Origin of the sequence: Kaistia sp. 32K (genome assembly GCF_016629525.1) — a bacterium.
Taxonomy (GTDB): Bacteria; Pseudomonadota; Alphaproteobacteria; order Rhizobiales; family Kaistiaceae; genus Kaistia.
Genome location: NZ_AP024269.1, coordinates 4,990,219 through 5,014,543, shown reverse-complemented (window position 1 = coordinate 5,014,543; position 24,325 = coordinate 4,990,219). Strand labels below are relative to the sequence as shown.

Here is a 24,325-nt window from a genome sequence, read left to right as displayed (position 1 = left end):
CTAGACTAGCATTCGGCCTTAAAGCGCAAATGAAACAGGGAGATGCCCGAAAATGGCCGAAGGATCGAACAAGGTAGACGCCCAAAAGCGCGGTCGCGGCAAGATCTACGCCTCGATCACCGACACGATCGGTGACACGCCGATCGTCCGGCTGGACCGGCTGGCGAAGCTGAAGGGCGTTGACGCCAACCTGCTGGCCAAGCTCGAATTCTTCAACCCGATCGCGAGCGTCAAGGACCGCATCGGCGTCGCCATGGTCGATGCGCTCGAGGCCGAGGGCAAGATCGTCCCCGGCAAGACCACCCTGATCGAGCCGACCTCCGGCAATACCGGCATCGCTCTCGCCTTCGTCGCGGCGGCGCGCGGCTACCGGCTGATCCTGGTCATGCCGGAGACGATGTCGATCGAGCGGCGCAAGATGCTGAAGCTGCTCGGCGCCGAGCTGGTGCTGACCGAGGGGCCGAAGGGCATGAAGGGCGCGATCGCCCGGGCCGAGGAGCTGAAGGCGGAGATCGGCGACGCCGTCATCCCGCAGCAGTTCCAGAACCCGGCCAACCCGGCGATCCACCGCGAGACCACGGCGGAAGAGATCTGGAACGACACCGATGGCGGCATCGACATCCTGATCTCCGGCGTCGGCACCGGCGGCACCATCACCGGCGTCGGCCAGGTGCTGAAGCCGCGCAAGCCGTCGCTGAAGGTGATCGCCGTCGAGCCGACCGAGAGCCCGGTTCTCTCCGGCGGCTCGCCCGCCCCGCACAAGATCCAGGGCATCGGCGCCGGCTTCGTGCCGGCCGTGCTCGATACGGCGATCTATGACGAGATCGTGCAGATCCCCAGCAGCGAGGCGCTGGAGACGGCACGGCTGGTAGCCCGGGTCGAGGGCATCCCGGTCGGCATCTCGTCGGGTGCGGCGATCGCCGCCGCGCTGCAAGTGGCGGCCCGGCCGGAAAGCGCCGGCAAGAACATCGTCATCATCATCCCGTCCTTCGCCGAGCGCTATCTGTCGACGGCGCTGTTCGAGGGACTGGAATAGCCGCAGACCTCGAAAAGCGGCCGCGCCTCGCCGGTGACGCTGTGCGTCTGGACGAGCAGCGGCCGCACCTCGATGCTGCCGAAGCGTGCCATCGGACAGGCGCCGGCAATCGCGACCGCCGCCGCCATGTCCTCCGCCTCGACGATCAGGAAGCCGCCGAGGAACTCCTTGGCCTCGGTGTAGGGGCCATCGGTGACGGTGGCGCGCCCGCCGCGCACGCGCACGATCGCGGCGCTCGCCGGCGGCTGCAGCGGTCGCGCCAGGATCAGCTGGTTGTTCCGCCGCAGCTCCCAGTCATGCGCGATGGTTTCGTCGGTGAGGCGCGCTTGCTCCTCCTTCGACAGCGCCGTCAGGGCGGCGCCGTCGACATGGACCAGACAGGCATATTGCATCGAAGACTCCTCGGGGGATGAGGGGGCTGGCCAAGGCTTAGTCCGGCCGCGTCTGCTTCACGCGACCCGGCATCCGCCGCGCTCGAAACCGCTCGGCCTCAGCGATATTCGAGGCTCGGATACCAGTCGGTGCCACGGCCTTCCGGCGTCATGTCGAGCATGGTCCAGAGCGGCATCGTATCCGGCGCGCCGCGCGGGTCCTGGCCGGGATCCGCCGTCTCAAAGCCCATTTCCGCAGCCCAGAAATGCCGGATCGTGCCATCACGCCGGGTGAAGACGTTGAGCCCGGGCGCATCGCCATCCTGGGGGTCGACATAGTCGCGCGTATAGTCGCCGCTCGCGTCGGAGAACAGCTTCAGCGCCTTCCAGCCGCGCTCCTGCTTGAAGGCGACGAGCCGGTCGATGGGCGAGCGGGCGATCATGACGAAGGCGGCGCGCTGGCCGATATCCTCCGCTTCGCCGTCCCAGGCGCTCATCTGCGACGTACACATCGGACAAGGCCGCTTGCGCTGCGGGCCATACATGTAGCTGTAGGCGATGAGGGTATCCTTGTCGCCGAACAGGTCGGCGAGGCCGACCGGACCCGCCTCGCCGTCGAAGCGATAGTCCTTCGTCACCGGTCCGCCAGGCGGCAGCGCCCGTCGCATGGCAGCGACCTGCTCGATATGGCGGCGCAACTCGATCTCTTCCGCCAGCAGTTCGGTGCGCGCCTGCCGATACGCCTCGCTCTCGTTCAGAATGCGCGCCCGGTTGCGCGCCGCCAGCTCCGCTGCCGGCACCAATGCCTCGGGAATTTGATCATGGGCCATGGCTTCTTCCCTTCCTGGCTCGTCGAATGCATGCCTGGACGACGCCGAAACGCCCCGTCCTCGCTGTCTCAACGATCGGGCGCCGCCGAAATCGACAGGCCGCGCGAAAAAAAGCGCTACTCGGCCCAGCCGGTGTCGGTGGTGAACGCGATGGTCAGCCAGCGATTGTGGCTTTCATCGCCGATCGCTTCGCCGATCTCGTCGCGAATCCGGTCCCAGGCCTCCAGCGGCTTGGCCGGCCCGTTCTTGCGAACGATGAAATAGAGCTCGATCTGCTTGGCCCGCCCGACCTTGGCGACATAGGCGCGATAGCCGAGGAAACCGTGCCGTTCGATCGTTTCCGCCGCTACCTCGTCCACATGCGCCTTGAGGTCAGGCGGCGTCAAAAGCAGCATGTCGGCGACCGCCTGGCGGACAGTGCCGACCGGGATCGGAATGATCGCGAGGCTTATCAGCGCCAGAACGGCCGGGTCGATATAGGGCGCGACCCAGTCATACGTCGTCCCCTCGACCGAATAGCCGATGGCGAAGGCAATCAGCAGCGCGCCGCTGATCGCGCCGGACATCAGCCAGGAATGGATGTCGAGCTTGATGAAGTCGGACTGGATCCGGCGGTTGGTGCGCCAGTCGAACAACGCCATGCCGAGACAGACGAGCAAGGTCGTCGCGGCATAGAGGATGGCATAGCCGAATTCCAGCTCGCGGCCGCCGGCCTGGATCGAGAGGAGCGCGTTGATGAGCGCATAGATGGCGACCATGATCAGGATGGTGCCGTTCAGCCCCAACACCATCGGCTCCAGATGCCAGAAGCCGACCGTGAAGCGATTGCGCAGCTTTCCGGACAGTGCGTCGCGTTTGGCCGACTGAACGATCAGGTGGGAAACGCCCAGCGCCACCGTTGTCATGGCGGCGTCGGTCAGCGCGAAAACGCCATCGAAGGCGATCGAGAACGAGCCCGACAGCAGGCCGAAGACGATGCCGAACGCCGCGAGCGCGAAGGTCACGACGATCGAGGCGCGCAAGACGCCCTGTTCGCTCAGCATGAAGTCCCCCAAGAGACGAGCGCCAACCATTGGCCCGATCCCAACCAAAGCCCGATCCTAGCCAAGTCGCGCCAACGGCGCACCAGCCGTGGCGTTCCGCCGGGTCGATTGCGGCGCGAACGTCCCGATGGCGCAGCCGTATGGATCCCCGCTCCGCGGGGATAACGGCAGGGTATTGGATAGGCATCGCCTCCAAAGGCACCGCGCCGTTGCTGGAACCGGCCGGCCGACAATTGAGAGAGCGGACCACCTGCCCTAGAGTTAGCGAAGACTATCCCTGCGTCTCAACCGAATCCCGCGCGCCCGGCTCGCCGCGACGTCCGCCAAGGAGACATGAATGGACTGGATTTTCTGCCGTTCCGTCGCCCGAAAGGCAGGCGTCGCCCTGTCGCTCGCGCTCGGCCTCGCGGCCCTGCCCACGACGCTCATGCCCCTTCCGGCTCTGGCCCAGACGGAGACGGTCGCCCGCCCCGACGAACAGACGATCCACGACGCCTATGTCTATCTGCTCGGCCGCCTGCTGGTGATTCGGCAGGAGCAGATGGACAGCAAGGCGGACGGCTTCGCCTGGAACACCATCCATTATAACCCGCTCGGCACGGCCGATTTCGTCAATCCCAATTTCGACGTCGCCTATCTCGAAGCCTGGATCGCCACCGACGACGATTCCGGCGTGCTGCTCGAAGTGCCGGAGATCCAGGGGCGCTACTACACGGCGCAGATCCTCGACGAATGGGGCGAGGTGATCGCCAACATCAACGAGCGCACCTTTCCGTCAAAACCGTTCGGCAAGTTCGCGCTGGTGAAGCCGGGATCGACCGTCGCCATCCCGCCGGATGCCGGCCGCATCGAACTGCACTCCGCCAAGGCCAAGCTGCTGGCCCGGGTCGAGATCAAGGGCGATCCGGACGGCGCGGTGGCGCTGCAGAAGCAGTTCAAGCTGTCGCCGGTCGGCGCGGTGACGCCCGTGCCGGCGCCGGACCGCCCGAACTTCGACAACAAGACGCTGATCGGCGTCGAGGCCTTCGACAACGTCGACGCGGTGCTTTCGAGCGCGCTCGACGTCTCGCCGGTCGCGGCAACGATGCAGCAGAAGGCGCGTTTCGTCGCCGCCTATGCGGCGTCGAGCCCCGCGGCGCGCGCCGAAATCGACAAGGCCCTGCGCGACGCGATCATTCCCGATTTCGTCCAGAACAGCATCGCCAAAAGCCTGGAGGTCCGCGACGGCTGGGCCATCGGCGACCGCGGCGGCGCCTATGGCAGCGACTATTTCCAGCGGACCACGGCGAACTATGCCGGCATCTGGGCCAATTCCACCGACGAGGTCGTCTACTTCTCGCTGGTCAGCGACGGGGCCGGCAAGCGCGTCGACGGCTCGAAGAGCTATGGCCTCCACTTCCCGGCCGACAGCCTGCCGGCGAAGGTGGTCGACGGCTACTGGTCGGTGATCCTCGTCGGCGTGCCGGACTACCGCGTCGTTCCAAACCCGCTCAAGCGGTACAATTTCAACAGCAACTCCAAGCTCACCCCCGAGGCGGACGGCTCGCTGAAGATCGGCATCGGCCCGAAGCCGGTCGCCGGCGTGCCGGAGGCGAACTGGCTGCCCTCGCCGGAGGGGCATCCCTTCTCGCTCACCTTCCGCGCCTATGTGCCGAAGGCGGCGGTGAAGGAGGGCAAGTGGACGCCGCCGCCGCTGACCGAGCTTCGCTAGCGCTGCGACTGCCGGATCGCCCGCTCCAGCACGCTGAAGACGCGCGCGTCGCCGCATTGCGAGACGTTGAAGCGGAGATAGCTGCCGGCCGTTTGCGAGACGCTGAAGACGTTGCCGGGCGCCAGTATGACGCCCTCGGCGAGTGCTGCGCGCGCGACGTCGGCGGCGTCGAGGTCGCCGGGAAGCCGGCACCAGAGGAGCATGCCGGCCTCGGGCTCGATCCAGGGTTTGAGCCCGATCCCGCGCAGCCTGGCGCTGACCTCCGCCATGGCGCGGGCCAGGCGAAGCCGCAACCCCTCCAGATGCTTTCGCGTGCCCGCGTCGCGCAGCAGGCTCAGCGTCAGCTCGGCATTCAGCCGGCCGCCGCCGAAGCTGGTGGCGATCCTCAGATCGACCAGGCGATCGATCCAGTCCGGCCGCGCCGCGATGAAGCCGCAGCGGGCGGAGGCCGAGAGCGTCTTCGAGAAGGAGCCGATCTCGATCACCCGCTCCAGCCCGTCGAAGGCGGCGAGCCGCGGCGCCGGCGTCAGCTCGAAATCGGCGAAGATGTCGTCCTCGACGATCGTGAGCCCGTGCTGCTCGGCGAGCTTCAGGATGCGGTGAGCGGTGACCGGTGAGAGCGTCGCGCCGGTCGGGTTGTGGATCGCCGAATTGGTGATGTAGAGGCGCGGCTTCGCCTCGGCGCAGACTTTTGCAAACGCCTCGACATCCGGCCCGGCCGGCGTATAGGGCACCCCGACGATCGTCACCCGATGCGCGCGCAAAAGCGCCTGGAAATTGAAATAGCAGGGGTCGTCGACCAGCACGACGTCGCCCGGGCCGACCAGGAGCCGGCAGATCAGATCGATGCTCTGCGTGCCGGAATCCGTCAGCAAGATCTGGTTCGGCGGCGCCTCGACGCCCTTTTCCGCCAGCCGCCGGGCGATCCATTGGCGCAGCGGCGGCAGGCCGAGCGGCGTGCCGTAGTCGAACAGCGCCGTTTCGTCGGCGCGCGCGAGACCGCGCAGCGCCCGGCGCATGCCCGCCTCCGGCATCCAGTCGGGCGGCAGCCAGCCGCAGCCGGGCATCAAATCGCCCGTCGCCGCGTCGAGCGACTGGCGCGACACCCAGAGCGGATCGATGGCGCGGTCGCGCGGCGGCCCGATCTCCGACAGCGCCAGCGGCGCGGCCGCGCTCGCGACATAGAAGCCGGAGCCCGGACGCGAGCGGATCAGCCCCTCCGCCACCAGCCGCTCATAGGCCTCCACCACGGTCGAGGTCGAGACCTGCAGGGTCTTGGCCAGCGCGCGGATCGAGGGCAGCTTCGCGCCGGCCGGCAGCTGGCGGCTGGCGACGCGGGCGCGGATCGCCGCCATCACCCGCCCGGTCCGCGTGCCGTCTCCGGATATCGCGTCCATCCGTATGGCCTCCGTGGGCATAACAGTTTGCCCGAACTGTACCGCACCGTCTCTGGCCCGAACAGGGGCTTGAGGCGTAGACGAGACGCGATGTGCCGGCGCTTCTCACCTCTCGCGGAGGGAGAGGTCGACGGCCGGAGGGCGGCGGGTGTGGGTTTAGGGAACGATCCCGAGCGCGTGACGACAGCCGTCCCGCAGCCCCGAAACCCGACATCCTGAGGAGGCTTTCGAAGAAAGCCGTCTCGAAGGACGCACGGCCTCGGGGCAGCCTTCTCGGCGAACGATCCCCCTGCGTGCTTCGAGACGGCCCCTCGGGCGGCCTCAGCAGGTTGAGGGGCGCGCGCGTCACGGCGTCGGCCAGGAGCGGCCGGCATTGCGGCACGATTTCGCCCCAGCGGGGCAATGGAGAAAGAACATGGACAGGACGACGGACGGCTGGCTCTCGGGCTTCATCGGGGTCGCGATCTTTTCCGGCTCGCTGCCGGCGACGCGGCTTGCCGTCGCTGGCTTCGACCCGGTTTTCCTGACGGTGGCGCGCGCCACGATCGCCGGCCTGCTCGCCGTGGCGCTGCTCGTCGCACTGCGCGCGCCGCGCCCGGCCCGAAGCGACCTCGTGCCGCTCGTCATCGTCTCGCTCGGCGTCGTCGTCGGCTTCCCGCTCCTGACGGCACTGGCGCTCCGCCATGTCACGGCGGCGCATTCGATCGTCTTCGTCGGCCTGCTGCCGCTCGCAACCGCGCTGTTCGGCGTGCTGCGCGGCGGCGAGCGGCCACGCCCGGCCTTCTGGCTGTTTTCGGGCCTCGGCAGCGCCGCCGTCGCCGGCTTCGCGTTTTCACAGGGCATTACAGCAAGCCCGGCCGGCGATCTCCTGATGCTGGCGGCGATCCTCGTCTGCGGCCTCGGCTATGCCGAGGGCGGAAGATTGTCGCGCCGGCTCGGCGGCTGGCAGGTGATCTCCTGGGCGCTCGTGCTGTCGCTGCCGCCGATGCTTCTGGTCGCGCTCCTCGTCCGCCCCGAAGACCTCGGCGGCATCGCGACGCCGGCCTGGCTCGGCCTCGCCTATGTCTCGCTCTTCAGCATGCTGATCGGCTTCGTCTTCTGGTATCGCGGCCTGGCGCTCGGCGGCATCGCCGCCGTCGGCCAGCTGCAGCTCCTGCAGCCCCTGATGGGCCTGGCGCTGGCCGCCCTGCTGCTTGGCGAACCCGTCTCGACCAGCATGCTCGCCGCGACGGTCGCGGTCATCGCGTGCGTTTTTGGGGCGAAGCGGTTCGCGAGGTGAAGGCCCGTCCAGCCACGTAGAACTTGGCGAACTCCCCTCAGACAGCACCTATCGTCGTACGCTGCGAGGCGCGACGGCCGGTACCCAGTCAAACTAGCTGCCGTCAGGAGCTACATCTTGGTTCACCTTCGGGAACTTGGTACGAGAAACCGCCTTCCCCGCAACACCCTTTATTTGATCGCCGATGTTGTTGATTGCTCCGACCGAGTTTTTAACAACGTCGGACGACGCAAGCTCGTGCCATGGACTTCCGTGCGTATCAGTCTCAACGAGACGAAGAGGGAGTTCATCAAGCCGGTTCAATGCCGAGCTAAGCAGTCGCTGTTCCAGATCTCCACCAACCCTTGCCGCCTCGCGACGAAATCCCTCATACGCGCGAGATATTGAGGCTTTGAACGCATAGTCTTCGGCTAGGCGAAAGCGTTGGCCAATCTGCTTCGTTGCCAGCCATGCAAACCAGATCGGCGCACCAACGGACAATAGAGATAGTATGAGATTAGGTGCAATCACCGAGGAGGATACATTGGGCTTCGTCAGTAGATCCGAGAACGTAGCCAGTTGCCGAGAGCCAAAATAACTACCTGCCCCGAGGGCAGCTACCAAACCAAAGACCCAATACAATATCGATTTTGAAAGAGCTTCAGAACGCTCGGTGAAAGCCGCCGCCAATCCGACACTTGTGGCAGCAGAGTATGCCGTCTCACAACGCTTCAATACATTGTTGGCATCTTCAATACATTTCCTAAGCTCTTTGTCGACGGCTTCAGCGTCGCTTCGCAGATCAAGTATTCTCCCTTGATCTTGCGTGGCCAACCGCACCGATTCTTCGATTTTTTGACGCGCCTCGGCAAGCGATTCTAGATCCGTCGGAAGTTGATCCGCCGCGTCGTTTGCTTGCTCTATCCTCTCCAGCATCCCGGCCAGCGCACCCGCCCGAGGCTCCAACCCGTTAAGCCTCCCCTCCATACCTCGAAGTTGCCTTGTCACCCTCTTCAGCATGAGCGCCGCTTCGGCCTGCGCATTGGTCTTTTGAAGAGGGGCGAGGACTATTCGTAGCCCTTGGAGAGTAAACATATATGGCGGAACGGCTTGGCCTGCTTGGCCCCACACGTTTTGAAGGGTGTTTTGGTGCAAAAACTGTATTCTTCGAACATAGTCTCGGATCAGAGACTCACTGTCGCCCAGATCATCGGTCTCTCTCTCGTGAATAAGATCGATGATGTCCCTCGCCGCCGCGATCAGATCAGATCGCGTTAATCCGGGAAACGACCAATTACCTTGGGCGATGCTGAAGGGCTCATTACTAGGAATCACCGATTCTAGCCGAGAGATCACTCTCTCAAGTTCAGTAATGATTTCTGCTAATACTACGTGCATAGTTCCCCCGACGAGCAGTCTCTCCCTCTGCCAGAATTGCAGGATATCGAGCGACCGAATGCCGGTTCGCGCTTCGGCTTTGGACAGAAGGTGTATTGTGGAGTTCAGACCCTACGAAGGTTTTAGGCATTCCTTCCATTGAGTTGCAACTCCTCTGACGTACGCCCCTCAAATTTCGGTTCCGCTTGCTTCGGCTTTGGCTTAGAACAGGCGCGGGCCGGGCGACCGGCGCCTTGCAGAACGCAACCGCGGAACTGCGGGCAACCCAGGACGCAAACCAAGAATGCCTCGCGACGGCGCGTCGCGAACATCCAGGGACGGAGACAACCATGACCAGCGGCGCCATTTACCCGAGCCTCAGGGATCGCACCGTGCTGATTACCGGCGGCGGTAGCGGCATCGGCGAATCGATCGTCCGCCACTTCGTCGCGCAGGGCTCGAAGGTCGGCTTCCTCGACATCAACGTCGAAGCCTCGGAAGCGCTGGTGAAGGAGCTTTCCGCTTCCGGCACCGTGCATTTCGAGAAGTGCGACCTGCGCGATATCGCAGCACTCCGCCAGGCGATCGCCAATGTCCGCGAAAAGCTCGGCCCGATCACCATCCTGGTCAACAACGCCGCGCACGACCAGCGCCACAAGCTGGAAGACGTGACGCCCGAATATTGGGACGAGCGCTACCAGGTCAACATCCGCCACCAGTTCTTCGCGGCGCAGGCCGTGGCCGAAGACATGAAGGCGGCGGGCCATGGCGCCATCATCAACATGGGCTCGACCTCGTGGATGATCGGCCAGGGCGGCATGCCGGCCTATACCTCGGCGAAGTCGGCCGTTCAGGGCCTGACCCGTGGCCTCGCGCGTGACCTCGGCCCGTTCAACATCCGCGTCTGCTCGGTCGTCCCCGGCTGGATCATGACGCAGCGCCAGATCGACCTCTGGCTGACGCCGGAAGCCGAAGCCGACCTGATGAACAAGCAGTGCCTGAAGCGCAAGCTTTACCCGGACGACATCGCCAAGCCGGTGCTGTTCTTCGCCTCCGACGAGGCATCGGGCTGCACCAACCAGTCCTACATCGTCGACGGCGGCTGGGTCTGAGATCCCCGCTCTGAGGTAATCCCTCAAAAGCCCCCTCCCCGCCGGGAGGGGGCTTTTTTGTTTTGGGGGCGGCCGTGCGTCCTTCGAGGCCCGGCTACGCCGGGCACCTCAGGATGATGGGGTGCGTGGCGGGAGGGAATGGGGCTTTGCCCGCCTCCCACGCTCGCCGTCATCCCTGCGGAAGCAGGGATTCATGCCGATCCCGGGCGCGGCGGTGGAGGGATGGATCCCGGGTCAAGCCCGGGATGACGGCGAGGGTGGCATGCCCGCCGTGCGTCCTTCGAGGCCCGGCTGCGCCGGGCACCTCAGGATGATGGGGGCGTGGCGCGAGGGATCCGGCGCGCCCTCCCCCTTGTGCGGAGGGTCGGGGTGGGGGTACCGGCGCCGATCAATTCGAAGGCACCCCTTCCTGGAAACCGCGAGGTGGTACCCCCTCCCTAGCCCTCCCCACAAGGGGGAGGGAATGGGATTTTGGCACCCCGGGATGGCGGCGCTACCCCTCGATGCGCTCGTGCACGGCCGGGCGTGGCGCGGGGGCTTCGCCGAGGCGGTAGGCGGCGCGGAGGAGCGCAGCCGCGCGCTCGGCGTCTTCCTCGGTTCGCGCATGCACCCGGGCGAGCGGCGTCTTCGCGTCGACGCGGGCGCCATGGCCGGCGAGGCCCGTGAAGCCGACGGAGAGGTCGATCGTGTCGGCGGCGACGCGGCGGCCGCCGCCCAGCTCGATCACCGCGACGCCGACGGCGCGGGTGTCGATCCCGTTCACATGGCCCTCGCCCTCCGCCAGCACGTCACGAGTGACGGCGGCGCGGGGCAGATAATCGCCGACGCGCTCGACGAAATCGGCGGGGCCGCCGAGGCCGGAGACCATGCGGCCGAAGCGCTCGGCAGCCTCGCCGGAGGCAAGCGCCGCCTCGAGCCGGGCGCGGCCCTCGGCGACGTCGGCGGCGCGGCCGGCGGTGACCAGCATCTCGGCGCCGAGCGCCAGCGTGACCTCGTGCAGGCGCGGATCGCGCGCGGCGCCAGTCAGATAGTCGACGGCGTTGCGGACCTCGACGGCGTTGCCGGCGGCGGAGGCCAAGGGCTCGTCCATGTCGGTGATCAGCGCCGTGGTGGCCACGCCGGCGCCGTTCGCGACCGCGACCAGGCTCTCGGCCAGCGTCCGCGCCTCGGCCCGCGTCGCCATGAAGGCGCCCGAGCCGGTCTTGACGTCGAGGACGAGGCCCTGCAGCCCGGCGGCGAGCTTTTTGGACAGGATCGAGGCGGTGATCAGCGGGATCGACTCGACCGTCGCGGTGACGTCGCGGATGGCGTAGAGGCGCTTGTCGGCCGGGGCGAGGTCCGCCGTCTGGCCGATGACCGCCGTGCCGACCTCGCGCACGACTTTGCGGAAGAGCGGCAGGTCGGGCTGGCTCTTGTAGCCGGGGATCGCGTCGAACTTGTCGAGCGTGCCGCCGGTATGGCCGAGGCCGCGGCCGGAGATCATCGGCACATAGGCGCCGCACGCCGCCACCATCGGCGCCAGCATCAAGGAGACATTGTCGCCGACGCCGCCGGTCGAATGCTTGTCGACGACGGGGCCGTCGAGCTCCGACCAGTCGAGCACATTGCCGGAATCGCGCATGGCCAAAGTCAGCGCCACCGCCTCGTCGCGCGTCATGCCGCGGAAGAAGACCGCCATGGCGAAGGCGGCGACCTGTCCCTCCGAGACGGAGCCGTCGGTCAGCCCCTTGACCATGAAGCGGATCGCCTCGGCCGAGAGCACGCCGCCCTCGCGCTTCCAGCGGATGATTTCCTGCGGCAGCATGTTTTTTGTCTCTCTCCCTTTGGCGCGCCCGCCTGTGACAGGCTCGCCGTCATCCCGGGCCGAGACCTGGGATCCCTTCAGAAACGTCCGATGGCTCCCCGGCGATGGATCCCTGCTTTCGCAGGGATGACGGCGGAGGGCGGCATCAACCGCCCGCCTGGTCCTTCAGAAACCGGCGGATCAGCTTTTCCAGCTTCTTGGCGCCGACCGGGGCCATGTCCTTGGTTTCCTGGTGCGAGAGTTCGTCGCCCGTCATGCCGGCGCCGAGATTGGTGATGTTGGAGAAGGCGGCGACGCGGAGGTTGAAGAAGCGCGCCAGGATCGCCTCCGGCACGGTCGACATGCCGACGGCGTCGGCGCCGAGGATGCGCGCCATGCGGATTTCGGCCGGCGTCTCGAAGGAGGGACCGGAGAACCACATGTAGACGCCGCGCGAGAGCGGGATCGCGGCCTCGGCGGCAAGGCGCTCGAAGGCAGCGCGCCAGCCGAGATCATAGGCCGTGGTCATGCCGACGAAGCGGGCGTCGCTTTCCTCGCCGATCAGCGGGTTGCTACCGGAGAAATTGATGTGGTCGTCGAGCATCATCAGCGAGCCCGGGCCCATCTCCGTATGCAGCGAGCCGGCGGCGTTGGTGAGGATCACGCCCTCGCAGCCGAGCGCGGCGAGCATGCCGATGGCATTGCGCATCACCGCCGCGTCGCCCGCCTCGTAGAAATGCGAGCGGCCAGAGAAGACGAGGATCTCGACGCCCTCGAGCCGGCCGGCGACCAGGCTGCCGGCATGGGCCGAGACTTTGGATACCGGCAGGCCCGGCAGTTCCGCATAGGGGATGGCGATCGCGTCCTCGACCGCGTCGGCGAGCGGGCCGAGGCCGGAGCCGAGCACGATGCCGAAGCGATAGGGCGCGTCGCGGCGGGCGCGGACGATTGCCGCCGCGGCGTGGCCGTCGTCGCGCGCCGTCAAAGCCGCTCTTCCAGCGAAAAACCGGCCGGCAGCAGCTCGGCCATGGTGAAATCCTGGCCCTTACCGGCGGGATCCGAGCAGTGGATCAGCGTCTGCGGATGGGAAAATTCCTTCAGCCGCTGGCGGCAGCCGCCGCAGGGCGTGCAGACGATGCCGCCATCGACCCGGTCGGCGACGACGAAAACGGCGGCGACGCGGCGGCCCTCGCCCGGCTTGCCGGCGGCGATCATCTGGCCGAGCGCCGACGTCTCGGCGCACCAGCCCTCCGGATAGGAAGCGTTCTCGACATTGGCGCCGACATGGATGCTGCCGTCGTCGGCGAGGATGGCGGCGCCGACGAAGAAGTTCGAATAGGGCGCGTGGGCGTTCAAACGGACGGCCTGCGCCCGCTTGAGCAGGTCGGCCCGCGTTTCGGCGTCGAGGGTAGCCGTCACGTCAGCGCTCCTTCACATAGGGCACGCCGCTCGCCCGGGGCGGGATCGCCTTGCCGATGAAACCGGCCAGAAGGATCACGGTCAGGATGTAGGGCAGCGCCTGGATCAGCTGCACCGGCACCTCGCCAATGCCGGGCAGGATGATGCCCTGCAGGCGGATCGACGCGGCGTCTAGGAAGCCGAACAAAAGGCAGGTCAGGAGCACGTTGAGCGGCTTCCACTTGGCGAAGACGAGGGCGGCGAGCGCGATATAGCCCTTGCCGGCCGACATCTCGCGGATGAAGCCGGCCGATTGCGCCACCGACAGATAGGTGCCGGCGAAACCGGCGAGGATGCCGCAGCAGATCAGCGCGCGATACCGCAGCCAGGAGACCGAGATGCCGGCGGTGTCGACGGCGCCCGGATTCTCGCCGACGGCGCGCAGCCTGAGGCCGAAGCGCGTGCGATAGAGCACCCACCAGGTCAGCGGCACGGCGAGGAAGGCGAGATAGACGAGGATGTTCTGCCCCGAGATCAGCCGCGCATAGAGCGGGCCGAGGAACGGCACCGAGGCGATCTCGCTCGCGAAAGGCAGCGTGATCTCGGTGAAGCGGGCGGAGTTCGGCAATTGCGGCGTGCGGCCGCCCTGGCCGAACCAGGCATTGCCGAGCTGGATCGTCAGGCCGGAGGCGATGAAGTTGATGGCGACGCCGGAGATGATCTGGTTGCCGCGCTGGGTGATCGAGGCGAAGCCGTGCAGGAGGCTCAGCAGCACGCCGGTCAGGATCGCGGCGAACAGGCCCAGCCAGGGCGAGCCGGTGACGGTCGCGACCGAGGCGGCCGAGAAGGCCGAGAACAGCATCTTGCCCTCAAGCCCGATGTCGACGATGCCGGACCGCTCGGCATAGAGGCCGGCGAGCGCGGTGAAGACGAGCGGCACCGACAGGCGGACGGTGGCGGCGAGGATCTGGATCAGATCGGCGAACAGGCTTTCCATGATCGCTCCTCAGGCCGCGCCGCCGGCGGATGCCGGCCGGGATTTCGGTTTCGCCGCGAAGAGCGCGATCAGCGGCGGCCGGAACATGTGCTCGAGCGCGCCGGCGAACAGGATGACCAGGCCCTGGATCAGGATGATCATCTCGCGGGTGATATTGGGCACCCAGAAGGAGAGCTCGGCGCCGCCCTGGTAGAGCACGCCGAACAGGATGGCCGCGATGATGATGCCGACCGGATGCGAGCGGCCCATCAGCGCCACCGCGATGCCGACGAAGCCGGCGCCGGCCGGGAATTCGACCTGCAGCTTGCCCATGTCGCCCATCACCGGGTTCAGCGCCATCATGCCGGCGAGGCCGCCGGAGATGATCATGGTGAGGACGACCGTCTTCACATAGGGGATGCCGGCATAGACCGCCGCTGTCGGGTTGGTGCCCATGGTGCGGATCTCGTAGCCGAAGCGGGTGCGCCAGATCAGCACCCAGACGACGAAGGCGGCGACCAGCGCGATCAGGAAGGCGACGTTGAACGGCGCGGCGCCGATGTCGAGGCCGAACCACTGCATCAGCCAGCCGAGCTTCGGCAGCTGGCCGCCCGGCTCGAACAGGCGGGTCTGCGGCGACATGTTGCCGGGCTGCTTGATGACGTTGACGAGCAGGTAGACCATCAGCGCCGCGGCGATGAAGTTGAACATGATCGTCGTGATGACGATGTGGCTGCCGCGCTTCGCCTGCAGCCAGGCCGGGATCAGCGCCCAGAGCGCGCCGAAGGCGAAGGCCGCCGCCGTCGCCACCACGGCGGTGACGTACCAGGGCATGTAGCGGTCGAGCGCCAGCGCGGCCATGGCGACGCCGAGGCCGCCCAGATAGACCTGCCCCTCGCCGCCGATGTTGAAGAGCCCGCCATGGAAGGCGACGGCGACGGCAAGGCCCGTGAAGATGAAATTGGTGGCGTAGTAGAGCGTGAAGGCGATGCCCTCGCCGCTGCCGAGCGCGCCGGAGAGCATGTACTGCACCGCCTCGACCGGGCTCTCGCCGATGAACAGCACGACCAGGCCGGAAATGGCGAAGGCGACGAGGACGTTCAGAAGCGGCAGCAGGCCGAAATTGACCCAGCGCGGCAGGGTTCCGAGGGGAGCGCTCATGGGTGCAATCCGTTGATCTGGTGCGTGCCGAGAAGAGAGAGAGAGGATCCGGAGCGGGCCGGCCCAAAGCCCCTCACCCCAACCCTCTCCCGCAAGCGGTAGAGGGGGCGCGGGAGAGGGTTGGGTGAGGGTCTTGCCGGCGATCCGGAATCGGATGGAGCGCGAAGGACCGAGGACGGTGCGGCCAAAATCATTCCGCCGCCTCCCGGGCGATGCCGGCCATCATCAGGCCGATCTCCTGCTCGCCGGCATGCGCCTCCGGCTCGCCGACGACGGTGCCGGCGAACATGACGAGGATGCGGTCGGAGAGCGAACGGATCTCGTCCAATTCGACCGAGACCAGCAGGATCGCCTTGCTCTCGTCGCGGAGCGCAACGAGGCGCTTGTGGATGAATTCGATGGCGCCGATGTCGACGCCGCGCGTCGGCTGGCCGACGAGCAGGCAGGCCGGATCCCGCTCGATCTCGCGGGCGAGCACGATCTTCTGCTGGTTGCCGCCGGAGAAATTCGCCGTCTTCAGGCGCGGGTCGGCCGGGCGGATGTCGTATTTCTCGATCTTTTCGACCGCGTCGCGGCGGATGGCGTCGATGTCGAGAAACGGCCCCTTCAGGTATTTCGGGTCGTCCTGGTAGCCGAGGATGGCGTTTTCCTTCTCCTCGAAGGCGAGCACCAGGCCCATGTGGTGCCGGTCTTCCGGCACATGCGCGAGGCCCTTCTTGCGCAGGCGCGCCGGATCGAGCCGCTCGACCGGCTCGCCGTTCAGAAGGATGCGGCCCGAGGCGGGCTTGCGGATGCCGGCGATCGCCTCGAGCAGTTCCGACTGGCCGTTGCCGGCGACGCCGGCGATGCCGACGATCTCACCGGCGCGGACCTCGAACGACACGTTGTCGACCATGGTGACGCCGCGCGAATCCTTGACGGTCAGGTTCTCGACCGAAAGCACGACCGGGCCCGGCTTCGCCTCGCCCTTCTCGACCCTGAGCAGCACGCGGCGGCCGACCATCAGCTCGGCCAGCTCCGCCATCGTCGTCTCGGACGTCTTGCGGGTGGCGACCATCTCGCCGCGCCGCATGACGGAGACGGTGTCGGTGATCGCCATGATCTCGCGCAGCTTGTGCGTGATCAGGATGACGGTCTTTCCCTGCTCCTTGAGCTGCGCCAGCATGCGGAACAGGTGGTCCGCCTCCGCCGGCGTCAGCACGCCGGTCGGCTCGTCGAGGATCAGCACCTCGGCGCCGCGATAGAGCGCCTTGAGGATCTCGACCCGCTGCTGCTTGCCGACGGGGAGCTCCTCGATGATCGCGTCGGGATCGACATCGAGCCCGTATTCGCGCTCGATCCGGCCGAGCTCGCCGCGCACGGCGGCCTCGCCGCGCTTCAGCAGCGCGCCGCCCTCGACGCCGAGCATCACGTTTTCGAGCACGGAGAAATTCTCGACCAGCATGAAGTGCTGGTGGACCATGCCGATGCCGGCCTTGATCGCCGTCTGGCTGTCGGTGATGCGGAGTTCCTTGCCGTCGACGAGGATCTGGCCGGAATCCGCATGGTAGAAGCCGTACAGGATCGACATCAGCGTCGACTTGCCGGCGCCGTTCTCGCCGATGATGCCGTGGATCGAGCCCTTGGCGACCGAGAGGTTGATGTTCTTGTTGGCGTGGACCGGCCCGAAGCGCTTGTCGATGCCGACGAGCTCGATGGCAGGCGTGGAATCCAGGGTCGAAACGGTCATGGAAGGGCCCCGATACGGTCACGCCCTCCTGCGAGGGGACCGGGTATGTGTTCGCCATGCCGGGTCGAGGCCGGACCCGTCCGGGTCGGGCGCCTGACCTCGGACCGCTCCCCGCCCGCCCGGGGGCAGTCGGAGGCGATATCCGGCGACGGCAACCGGTCCGCGATGCCGGAAGCTGGCATCGCGGTCCTCGTTCAGCGACGCGCCGGGCTTAGCCCGGGCACTTCTCGTCGTCCATGTAGTTATGGACTTTGACGGCGCCCGAGATGATGTCGGCCTTGGCCTTCTCGACGGCGGCCTTCATCTCGTCGGAGACGAGCGGCTTGTTGTTGTCATCAAAAGCCCAGTCGACGCCGTTTTCCTTCAGGCCGAGGGCCTGGGTGCCGGCGGTGAACTTGCCGTCCTTGACGTCGGAGAAGGCGTTGTGCACCGCGACGTCGACGCGCTTCACCATCGAGGTGAGGATCTTGCCGGGATGCAGGTGGTTCTGGTTCGAATCGACGCCGATGCCGAGCTTGCCGGCGTCGACGGTCGTCTGCAGCACGCCGAGGCCGGTGGCGCCGGCAGCCGCGTAGATCACGTCCGCGCCCTGGTCGATCTGCGACTTGGCGAGCTCGCCGCCGCGCACCGGATCGTTCCAGGCGGCGCCCGTGGTGCCGGTCATGTTCTGGAACACGTCGGTGGCGCCGGCAGCCTTGGCGCCCTGCACGTAGCCGCAGCCGAACTTGCGGATCAGCGGAATGTCCATGCCGCCGACGAAGCCGACCTTCTTCGATTCCGACTTCAGGCCGGCGAGCACGCCGACGAGATAGGAGCCTTCATCCTCGGCGAAGACGACGGAGCGGACGTTCGGCGCCTCGACGACGGAGTCGACCAGCACGAACTGGGTGTCCGGGAATTCCTTGGCGACCTTGGCGACCGCGTCGGTCCAGGCGAAGGAGAGCGCGACGACCGGGTTGAAGCCGCGCTTGGCGAAATTGCGGATCGCCTGCTCGCCCTGGGTGTCGTTCTGCGGCTCGAAATCCTTGTAGTCGATGCCCGTCTCGGCCTTGAACTTCTCCGAGCCGTTATAGCCGGCTTCGTTGAAGGATTTGTCGAACTTGCCACCCGTGCCGTAAACCAGCGCCGGCTTGACGTCGGCAGCCCAGGCCGAGCCCGTCGCCATGAGCGCCACAACGGCCGCTCCAATGAACTTGCGGATCATGATGGTAGATCTCTCCTCTGAAAGGCTTGTTCTTGTGGCGTTGATCGCCAGTCCGAAGCGCCCCCTTGCGTTACCGACGAGCGGCAGCTGTTCCCAATTTCGCATGGCCCCTGACAAATTTCATGCGGTTTCTTTGGTCAGGCGCGCAACCATCCGCTGCTTTTCCCAGCGTCGCGGATCGTGTCTCGCAGCTTAGGCGGCGGGATTTTTTTATTCAACTGATCAAGAAATAGCGGTGGCCGACCGACGCGGAAAATGCGGCCACGCTCACTTTCGGCTTTTCCTCGGACCCCGATCTTTCTATCACTGGCACGCTATCACTGGGATGTCGGTCGCTCGGACCGTAGGGAGAACTGTCCATGGCGATCCGTCCGGCCCTCGCGCTGGTTGCCCACGACAAGAAGAAGGACGATCTCGTCGCCTTCGCCGTCACGCACCGGGCGCGCCTCGCCGAGTTCGATCTCTACGCCACCGGCACGACCGGCGGCCGCATCATCGAGGCGGTGCCGGAGCTGCCGGTGACGCGGCTGAAGAGCGGCCCGCTCGGCGGCGACCAGCAGATCGGCGCGCTGATCGCCGAAGGCCGCATCAAGGGCCTGATCTTCTTCGTCGACCCGCTGACGCCGATGCCGCATGACGTCGACGTCAAGGCGCTGATGCGGCTCGGCGCGCTCTACGATATTCCGATGGCGCTGAACGCGGCGACGGCCGATCTCCTGATCGCCCACCCCGACGCCTTCCTGCAGACCACCTGACCTCTACCGAACAACCCGTCGCCCGATCAGCCAACGCAAGGCACCATGACCACGATCACGACCCCTCGCGCCTTCGTTCCCTTCCCGGCGCTGATCGCCGATATCGGCGGCACCAATGCCCGCTTCGCGCTGGTGCCGGACGAGAATTCGCCGCCGCTGCGGTTTCCGACGGTGCTGACGGCCGATTTCGCCACCATCGACGACGCCATCGCCGCCGTGCTGCCGCCCGACCTGACGCCGCACTCGGCCGTGCTGGCGCTGGCCGGCCCGATCCAGGGCGACCGCGTGCCGCTCACCAACTGCCACTGGGTGGTGGAGCCGAAGCGGATGATCGCCCGCTTCGGGCTCGATGAAGTGATCCTGCTCAACGATTTCGAGGCGCTGTCGCTGTCGCTGCCGGCGCTTGCCGGCGATGACCTCCTGCCGATCGGATCCGGCGCGCCGCTGACCAATGCCGCGCAGGTCGTCGTCGGCCCCGGCACCGGCCTCGGCGCCGCCGCCCTGATCCACGCCAACGGCACCTGGCTGCCGGTTCCCGGCGAAGGCGGCCATATCGACCTCTCGCCCGTGAGCGAGCGCGACTTCGAGATCTGGCCGCATCTGGAAAAGCCCTACAAGGGTGGCCCGTTCGCCCGCATCGAGGGCGAGACGCTGCTCTGCGGCAGCGGCCTCGTCCGCCTCTATCGCGCCGTCGCTTCCGCCAATGGCGTCGCGGCCCGCTTCGACAATCCGTCGGAGATCACCGCCGCCGCGATGGAGCGTTCCGACGCGAGCGCCGAAGAGGCGCTGGAGCTCTTCTGCGTGCATCTCGGCCGGCTCGCCGGCAATCTGGCGCTCATCTTCATGGCGCGGGGCGGCATCTTCCTTGCCGGCGGCATCGCCGCCAAGATCGCGCCCTTCCTGCAGCAGAGCGGGTTCCGCGAGGCCTTCATCGACAAGGTGCCGCATCAGGCGCTGATGGACCGCATGCCGACCTCGGTCGTCGTCCATCCCGAACCGGCGCTCGCCGGCATCACCGCCTATGCCCGCCACCCCGACCTCTTCGGCATCGTCACCGAAGGACGGCGCTGGCTGAAATAGGCGGCAGCGCCACCGTCATTCCCTCCCCACAAGGGGGAGGGAGAAGACCGTCTCGACGACGGCGTCGGCGAGGGCCGTGTCGAGGGGCTGGTGCCCGACCAGCAGCCGGTAGAACACCGGCGCGTAGATCATGTCGAGCAGCGCCTCCAGATCCGGCGGCGGCGCCATCTCGCCGGCAGCGATCGCATCCTGCAATATCGTCCGCCCCGTCTCGCGGCTGGCCAGGATCACCTTGTTGCGGAACGCCTTGGTGAACTCGCTCTGCGGATCGGCCGAGGCCAGCGCCAGGGCGACCTGACGACCGCGCGTCGTGGCGAAGGCGGTGACGAGGCCGCGCATCTGCGCCAAAAGCCGCGCGCGCGCCGTGGCCCCCTCGGCCAGCGCCTCCGGCAGCGGATTGGCGACGAGGGCGGCGAGCGCCAGTTCCTGCGCATTGGCCCAGTTTCGGTAGAGCGTCGGCTTGCCGACGCCCGAGCGCGCCGCGACCGCCTCGATCGACAGCCGGCCGAAGCCTTCCGCCATCAGGATCTCATGCGCGGCGCGGAGCGCGCGCTCGCGCGCCTCGGCGCTGGGCGGCCGGCCGGGTTTTCGTTTGGGAGGGCTTGCTTGACTCATTACGTAACGGAACGTAATCTAATCCCGGATGGGGTGCAAGGGAGACGGCAGGCAAGAGGGAGAGAGACCGTGGAACCGACGACACTTCGGGTCAGTGCCCATTTCATCACCAGAAACGCCGCCGAGGCGATCGATTTCTACAAGAAGGCCTTCGGCGCCGAGGAGATCTTCCGCATGACGGATCCTTCGGACGGCAGGGTCGGCCATGCCGAACTCCGCTTCGGCGAGACGGTGATGATGATCGCCGACGAATATCCCGATTTCGGCGCCGTCAGCCCCGACACGGTCGGCGGCTCGCCCGTCACCTTCCGCCTCGACACCAACGCGACCGACGCCATGGTCGAGCGGGCGCTGGCGGCCGGCGCGACGCTGCTGCGCGCCGCCGCCGACCAGAGCTTTGGCGAGCGCATCGCGCAGGTGCTCGACCCCTACGGCCATCGCTGGACGCTGTCGCAGAAGATCGAGGAGGTGGCGCCTGCCGAAATGCAGCGCCGCTGGGAGGCCGAGACGTCGGCGTGAGGGGGAGGCGCGGCCGGGCGTCCCCTCCCCCTTGCGGGGAGGGTTAGGGAGGGGGTACCGGCTCCGTCCATCCGAGAAGAACTCGGCCGTATCCAATTCCCCGCATCGAGGTAGAACCCCCACCCCGGCCCTCCCCACAAGGGGGAGGGAGAAGAAGGACTCAGCTGATCCGCAGCAGGCTCGCGACCGCGATGTCCTCGCCGAGATCCGGCCAGTGCAGCGCCTCGCCGCGGCCGGTGATCTGCCAGTTCTCGCGCTCCGCCCGCGTCGCGCCGACGAGGCGGGGGAACCAGTCGATCGGGGTGGCGAGCTCGCGTCCGTCGGCAAGGCTCACGAGGAGCGCATCCTTGGTCACGGCGGCATCGATGGCGACGGGATCGATCTTCATGGACGTTCCTTTCCGCGACGCGAGGTGATTCGGCCGTTCCCGACCTTGCCGCCACAGAATGGCAATTCCGAGTCGACCACCGGTCTGGCGATCGAACCGGTCAGGTGCCGCGCGGCTTCGCCCGCGCCGTCGCCTGCGCGACGAGCGGATCATCGGGCCAGACGTGCTTCGGATAGCGGCCGCGCATGTCGGAGCGGACATCCTTCCACGAGCCGCGCCAGAAGCCGGGCAAATCCTTGGTGATCTGGATCGGCCGGTGCGCCGGCGACAAGAGCGTCACCGTCAGCGGCACGCCGCCATCGCCGACCGAGGGATGGCGATCGAGCCCGAACAATTCCTGCACCCGGATTTCCAGGACGGGCCCGTTCGGATCGGAATAATCAATCGGCACGCGCGATCCCGACGGCGCATCGAAATGCGTCGGCGCGAGACGGTCCATCGCCGCCCGCCTGTCCCACGGCACCAGGCTTGAAAGCGCCTCGTGCAGCACGCCCGGCGTCACCGCGTCGAGCCGGCGTTTTCCCGAGAGATAGGGCCCGAGCCAGTCGTCGAGGTCTCGCGCCAGCGCCGCGTCGGAGACATCCGGCCAGTCGCCGCCGAGACGGGCATGCAGGAAGGCGATGCGGGCGCGGAATTGCTCGGCCGTCTTCTCCCAGGGAAGCGCCGCCACGCCCCGCCGCCGGATCTCTGCCAACAGCGCCGCCTGCACCGCCGCGTCGGAAACTTTTCCGCTGGCGCGGTCGGAAAGGATGAGCCTGCCAAGCCGACGCACGCTGCGGCCGCGTACAGAGCCCGTCTGCGGATCGAAGGCAACGCCCTCCTCCTCGACGATCTGCTCGGCAAAATTGGCCTCGATTTCTTCGCGCGAGATGGGAGCCGCGGCGAGGATGCGCGCGTTCTCGGCCGCGCCCTGCAGGCTGGCGACTGCGAGGAAGGGTTCTCGCGACAGCGCATCGGCCGGATCGAGCACGCCGCCGCGCCCGTTCGCCATGACAAAGGCGCCGGGCGCGCCGCGCGCCATGGCGATGCGGTCCGGAAAGGCGAAGGCGGTGAGGAGCCCCGTCTCCTCGATGTCGGCGCGGCCATTCTCGCCCCTCGCCCCGGCCTCGCGCGCCCAGCGCGCGGCGAGCGACAACGAATCCCGGCTTCGCGGATCGCGGGCGGCATAGAGCCGGCGCAGCCGCTCGCGCAGATCCGCATCATTGCCGCCGAGCCCGGTCTCGGAGAGGAGCGCCGCGATCGCGCCGGCGAGGCCGCCATGGCCGAGGCTGGCGCCCTTGCGCAGCATGTGGCCGAGGCGCGGGCTGACGGCGAGACGGGCGAGGCCCTCCCCTTCCTTGGTCAGACGACGATCGGCGTCGAGCGCGTCGAGCCGGGTGAGCAGCGCCACGGCCTCTTCCCAGGCGGGTTTCGGTGGCGGATCGAGGAAGGCGAGCTGGCCGGGATCGGCAACGCCCCAGCTGGCGAGATCCAGCACCAGCGGCGCGAGGTCGGCCTCCAGCATTTCCGGCCGGTCGAACGGCGCGAACGCCGCCGTCTGACCCTCCTCCCAGAGCCGGTAGCACACGCCGGGCTCGGTACGGCCGGCGCGGCCGCGCCGCTGGTCGGCCGAAGCGCGCGAGACGCGGCGCGTTTCGAGCCGGGTCAGCCCGGTCGCCGGCTCGTAGACCGGCGCGCGAGCGAGGCCGGAATCGATGACGACGCGGACACCCTCAATGGTCAGCGACGTCTCGGCGATCGCGCTCGCCAGCACCACCTTGCGCTTTCCCGGTGCCGCCGGACGAATGGCGCGATCCTGCGCGGCAAAATCGAGCGCGCCATAGAGCGGCGCGATCTCGACGCCGTCGCCGACCCGCCCTTCCAGCCGCTCGGCGACGCGGCGGATTTCGGCCTGTCCCGGCAGGAAGACGAGCAAACTGCCGGTCTCGGCCGCCAGCGCCCGGCGCACCGCGTCGGCGACGTCGTCCTCGATGCGGCGGGCGGCATCGCGGCCGCCATGCCGCGTCTCGACCGGGAACATGCGGCCGAGGCTTTCGACCACCGGGGCGTCGCCCAGCAGCCGCGCCACGCGGGCGCCGTCGATCGTCGCCGACATGACGAGAATGCGCAAATCCTCGCGGAGGCCTGCCTGCGCGTCGAGCGCCAAGGCCAGGCCGAGATCACCGTCGAGGCTGCGCTCGTGGAACTCGTCGAAGATCACCGCAGCTATGCCGTCGAGGGAGGGATCGTCGAGGATCATGCGGGTGAAGACGCCCTCGGTGACGATCTCGATACGGGTGCGGGCCGAAACCTTCTTTTCCAGCCGGACGCGATAACCGACGGTCTCACCGACTTCCTCGCCGAGCGTCTCGGCCATGCGGCGGGCGCTAGCGCGAGCCGCCAGCCGGCGCGGCTCCAGCATCAGGATGCGGCCGTCGCCCCGCCACGGCGCGTCGAGCAGCGCTAAGGGAACACGCGTGGTCTTGCCAGCGCCGGGCGGCGCCACCAGCACGGCGCTGTTTCCGCGTTCAAGCGCGGCTTTGAGTTCGGGGAGGGCGTCGTCGACGGGCAGCATGCCGCCGTCATAGAGGGCGGCGGGGTTT

22 protein-coding genes are annotated in these 24,325 nt (G+C 67.4%); 7 read left to right on the top strand and 15 right to left on the bottom strand.

What is annotated here, in order from left to right:
• Positions 1-52: 52 nt before the first annotated feature.
• Positions 53-1,036: a cysteine synthase A gene (gene cysK, locus K32_RS23140; protein ID WP_244669707.1), complete on the top strand. Its 984-nt coding sequence runs from the start codon at positions 53-55 to the stop codon at positions 1,034-1,036.
• Here cysK and K32_RS23135 read toward each other — a convergent pair.
• From K32_RS23135 to K32_RS23125, 3 genes are all read right to left on the bottom strand, one after another.
• Positions 1,000-1,428 carry a YciI family protein gene (locus K32_RS23135; protein WP_201401741.1) on the bottom strand — a complete coding sequence of 143 codons (429 nt, stop codon included), beginning with the start codon at positions 1,426-1,428 and terminating at the stop codon, positions 1,000-1,002. The two genes, cysK and K32_RS23135, sit on opposite strands and share 37 nt — an antisense overlap.
• A gap of 98 nt (positions 1,429-1,526) precedes the next feature.
• Positions 1,527-2,237 (bottom strand): DUF899 family protein, encoded by a 711-nt coding sequence (locus K32_RS23130; protein WP_201401740.1) that lies wholly within the window; start codon positions 2,235-2,237, stop codon positions 1,527-1,529.
• A gap of 116 nt (positions 2,238-2,353) precedes the next feature.
• Positions 2,354-3,280: a cation diffusion facilitator family transporter gene (locus tag K32_RS23125; protein WP_201401739.1), complete on the bottom strand. Its 927-nt coding sequence runs from the start codon at positions 3,278-3,280 to the stop codon at positions 2,354-2,356.
• A 337-nt stretch (positions 3,281-3,617) separates the two neighbouring features.
• On the opposite strand from K32_RS23125, the gene K32_RS23120 reads away from it, so the two are divergent.
• Complete coding sequence (locus K32_RS23120) at positions 3,618-4,991, top strand: DUF1214 domain-containing protein (protein ID WP_244669706.1); 1,374 nt, start codon at positions 3,618-3,620, stop codon at positions 4,989-4,991.
• On the opposite strand, the gene K32_RS23115 is transcribed toward K32_RS23120, so the two are convergent.
• Positions 4,988-6,409, bottom strand: a complete 1,422-nt coding sequence (locus K32_RS23115; protein ID WP_201401738.1) for a PLP-dependent aminotransferase family protein — start codon at positions 6,407-6,409, stop codon at positions 4,988-4,990. The two genes, K32_RS23120 and K32_RS23115, sit on opposite strands and share 4 nt — an antisense overlap.
• Positions 6,410-6,803: 394 nt before the next feature.
• On the opposite strand from K32_RS23115, the gene K32_RS23110 reads away from it, so the two are divergent.
• Positions 6,804-7,667, top strand: a complete 864-nt coding sequence (locus K32_RS23110) for a DMT family transporter (protein WP_201401737.1) — start codon at positions 6,804-6,806, stop codon at positions 7,665-7,667.
• Between the two features lie 93 nt (positions 7,668-7,760).
• Here K32_RS23110 and K32_RS23105 read toward each other — a convergent pair whose 3' ends face one another.
• Positions 7,761-9,044 carry a hypothetical protein gene (locus K32_RS23105; protein WP_201401736.1) on the bottom strand — a complete coding sequence of 428 codons (1,284 nt, stop codon included), beginning with the start codon at positions 9,042-9,044 and terminating at the stop codon, positions 7,761-7,763.
• 329 nt (positions 9,045-9,373) lie between these two features.
• On the opposite strand from K32_RS23105, the gene K32_RS23100 reads away from it, so the two are divergent.
• On the top strand, positions 9,374-10,135 hold the full coding sequence (locus K32_RS23100; RefSeq protein WP_201401735.1) for an SDR family NAD(P)-dependent oxidoreductase: 762 nt from the start codon (positions 9,374-9,376) through the stop codon (positions 10,133-10,135).
• Between the two features lie 493 nt (positions 10,136-10,628).
• On the opposite strand, the gene deoA is transcribed toward K32_RS23100, so the two are convergent.
• From deoA to K32_RS23065, 7 genes are all read right to left on the bottom strand, one after another.
• Entirely contained in the window at positions 10,629-11,939 is a 1,311-nt protein-coding gene (gene deoA / locus K32_RS23095; RefSeq protein ID WP_201401734.1) for a thymidine phosphorylase, read from the bottom strand.
• Positions 11,940-12,084: 145 nt separating this feature from the next.
• Positions 12,085-12,867, bottom strand: a complete 783-nt coding sequence (locus tag K32_RS23090; protein ID WP_201404632.1) for a purine-nucleoside phosphorylase — start codon at positions 12,865-12,867, stop codon at positions 12,085-12,087.
• A gap of 32 nt (positions 12,868-12,899) precedes the next feature.
• Positions 12,900-13,337 (bottom strand): cytidine deaminase, encoded by a 438-nt coding sequence (cdd, locus tag K32_RS23085; protein WP_201401733.1) that lies wholly within the window; start codon positions 13,335-13,337, stop codon positions 12,900-12,902.
• 1 nt (position 13,338) lies between these two features.
• Positions 13,339-14,313 (bottom strand): ABC transporter permease, encoded by a 975-nt coding sequence (locus K32_RS23080; protein WP_201401732.1) that lies wholly within the window; start codon positions 14,311-14,313, stop codon positions 13,339-13,341.
• Positions 14,314-14,322: 9 nt separating this feature from the next.
• Positions 14,323-15,453, bottom strand: coding sequence for an ABC transporter permease (locus tag K32_RS23075; protein ID WP_201401731.1), 1,131 nt, complete (start codon positions 15,451-15,453; stop codon positions 14,323-14,325).
• A 190-nt stretch (positions 15,454-15,643) separates the two neighbouring features.
• The gene (locus tag K32_RS23070; RefSeq protein ID WP_201404631.1) at positions 15,644-17,167 is read right to left on the bottom strand and encodes an ABC transporter ATP-binding protein; all 1,524 of its coding nucleotides are present in this window, start codon (positions 17,165-17,167) and stop codon (positions 15,644-15,646) included.
• A gap of 226 nt (positions 17,168-17,393) precedes the next feature.
• Positions 17,394-18,386: a BMP family protein gene (locus tag K32_RS23065; protein ID WP_201401730.1), complete on the bottom strand. Its 993-nt coding sequence runs from the start codon at positions 18,384-18,386 to the stop codon at positions 17,394-17,396.
• A gap of 359 nt (positions 18,387-18,745) precedes the next feature.
• Between K32_RS23065 and K32_RS23060 the strand changes: the two genes are divergently transcribed.
• Both K32_RS23060 and glk read left to right on the top strand, forming a co-directional pair.
• Positions 18,746-19,141, top strand: coding sequence for a methylglyoxal synthase (locus K32_RS23060; protein ID WP_201401729.1), 396 nt, complete (start codon positions 18,746-18,748; stop codon positions 19,139-19,141).
• A 45-nt stretch (positions 19,142-19,186) separates the two neighbouring features.
• A complete protein-coding gene (gene glk, locus K32_RS23055; protein ID WP_201401728.1) occupies positions 19,187-20,221 on the top strand; it encodes a glucokinase in 1,035 nt (344 codons plus the stop codon).
• A 15-nt stretch (positions 20,222-20,236) separates the two neighbouring features.
• On the opposite strand, the gene K32_RS23050 is transcribed toward glk, so the two are convergent.
• Positions 20,237-20,836 carry a TetR-like C-terminal domain-containing protein gene (locus tag K32_RS23050; RefSeq protein WP_201401727.1) on the bottom strand — a complete coding sequence of 200 codons (600 nt, stop codon included), beginning with the start codon at positions 20,834-20,836 and terminating at the stop codon, positions 20,237-20,239.
• Positions 20,837-20,905: 69 nt separating this feature from the next.
• On the opposite strand from K32_RS23050, the gene K32_RS23045 reads away from it, so the two are divergent.
• Positions 20,906-21,355 carry a VOC family protein gene (locus tag K32_RS23045; RefSeq protein WP_201401726.1) on the top strand — a complete coding sequence of 150 codons (450 nt, stop codon included), beginning with the start codon at positions 20,906-20,908 and terminating at the stop codon, positions 21,353-21,355.
• Between the two features lie 160 nt (positions 21,356-21,515).
• Here the strand turns inward: K32_RS23045 and K32_RS23040 are convergent, their stop codons facing one another.
• Both K32_RS23040 and hrpB read right to left on the bottom strand, forming a co-directional pair.
• Entirely contained in the window at positions 21,516-21,743 is a 228-nt protein-coding gene (locus K32_RS23040) for a DUF2442 domain-containing protein (protein ID WP_201401725.1), read from the bottom strand.
• 100 nt (positions 21,744-21,843) lie between these two features.
• A complete protein-coding gene (gene hrpB / locus K32_RS23035; protein WP_201401724.1) occupies positions 21,844-24,297 on the bottom strand; it encodes an ATP-dependent helicase HrpB in 2,454 nt (817 codons plus the stop codon).
• Positions 24,298-24,325 lie beyond the last annotated feature (28 nt).

What these genes read in the sequence shown, in the direction of transcription:
- cysK (WP_244669707.1), top strand. Translation starts at nt 53, where the DNA reads ATGGCCGAAGGATCGAACAAGGTAGACGCCCAAAAGCGCGGTCGCGGC.
- K32_RS23135 (WP_201401741.1), bottom strand. Translation starts at nt 1,428, where the DNA reads ATGCAATATGCCTGTCTGGTCCATGTCGACGGCGCCGCCCTGACGGCG.
- K32_RS23130 (WP_201401740.1), bottom strand. Translation starts at nt 2,237, where the DNA reads ATGGCCCATGATCAAATTCCCGAGGCATTGGTGCCGGCAGCGGAGCTG.
- K32_RS23125 (WP_201401739.1), bottom strand. Translation starts at nt 3,280, where the DNA reads ATGCTGAGCGAACAGGGCGTCTTGCGCGCCTCGATCGTCGTGACCTTC.
- K32_RS23120 (WP_244669706.1), top strand. Translation starts at nt 3,618, where the DNA reads ATGGACTGGATTTTCTGCCGTTCCGTCGCCCGAAAGGCAGGCGTCGCC.
- K32_RS23115 (WP_201401738.1), bottom strand. Translation starts at nt 6,409, where the DNA reads ATGCCCACGGAGGCCATACGGATGGACGCGATATCCGGAGACGGCACG.
- K32_RS23110 (WP_201401737.1), top strand. Translation starts at nt 6,804, where the DNA reads ATGGACAGGACGACGGACGGCTGGCTCTCGGGCTTCATCGGGGTCGCG.
- K32_RS23105 (WP_201401736.1), bottom strand. Translation starts at nt 9,044, where the DNA reads ATGCACGTAGTATTAGCAGAAATCATTACTGAACTTGAGAGAGTGATC.
- K32_RS23100 (WP_201401735.1), top strand. Translation starts at nt 9,374, where the DNA reads ATGACCAGCGGCGCCATTTACCCGAGCCTCAGGGATCGCACCGTGCTG.
- deoA (WP_201401734.1), bottom strand. Translation starts at nt 11,939, where the DNA reads ATGCTGCCGCAGGAAATCATCCGCTGGAAGCGCGAGGGCGGCGTGCTC.
- K32_RS23080 (WP_201401732.1), bottom strand. Translation starts at nt 14,313, where the DNA reads ATGGAAAGCCTGTTCGCCGATCTGATCCAGATCCTCGCCGCCACCGTC.
- K32_RS23075 (WP_201401731.1), bottom strand. Translation starts at nt 15,453, where the DNA reads ATGAGCGCTCCCCTCGGAACCCTGCCGCGCTGGGTCAATTTCGGCCTG.
- K32_RS23065 (WP_201401730.1), bottom strand. Translation starts at nt 18,386, where the DNA reads ATGATCCGCAAGTTCATTGGAGCGGCCGTTGTGGCGCTCATGGCGACG.
- K32_RS23060 (WP_201401729.1), top strand. Translation starts at nt 18,746, where the DNA reads ATGGCGATCCGTCCGGCCCTCGCGCTGGTTGCCCACGACAAGAAGAAG.
- glk (WP_201401728.1), top strand. Translation starts at nt 19,187, where the DNA reads ATGACCACGATCACGACCCCTCGCGCCTTCGTTCCCTTCCCGGCGCTG.
- K32_RS23050 (WP_201401727.1), bottom strand. Translation starts at nt 20,836, where the DNA reads ATGAGTCAAGCAAGCCCTCCCAAACGAAAACCCGGCCGGCCGCCCAGC.
- K32_RS23040 (WP_201401725.1), bottom strand. Translation starts at nt 21,743, where the DNA reads ATGAAGATCGATCCCGTCGCCATCGATGCCGCCGTGACCAAGGATGCG.
- hrpB (WP_201401724.1), bottom strand. Translation starts at nt 24,297, where the DNA reads ATGCTGCCCGTCGACGACGCCCTCCCCGAACTCAAAGCCGCGCTTGAA.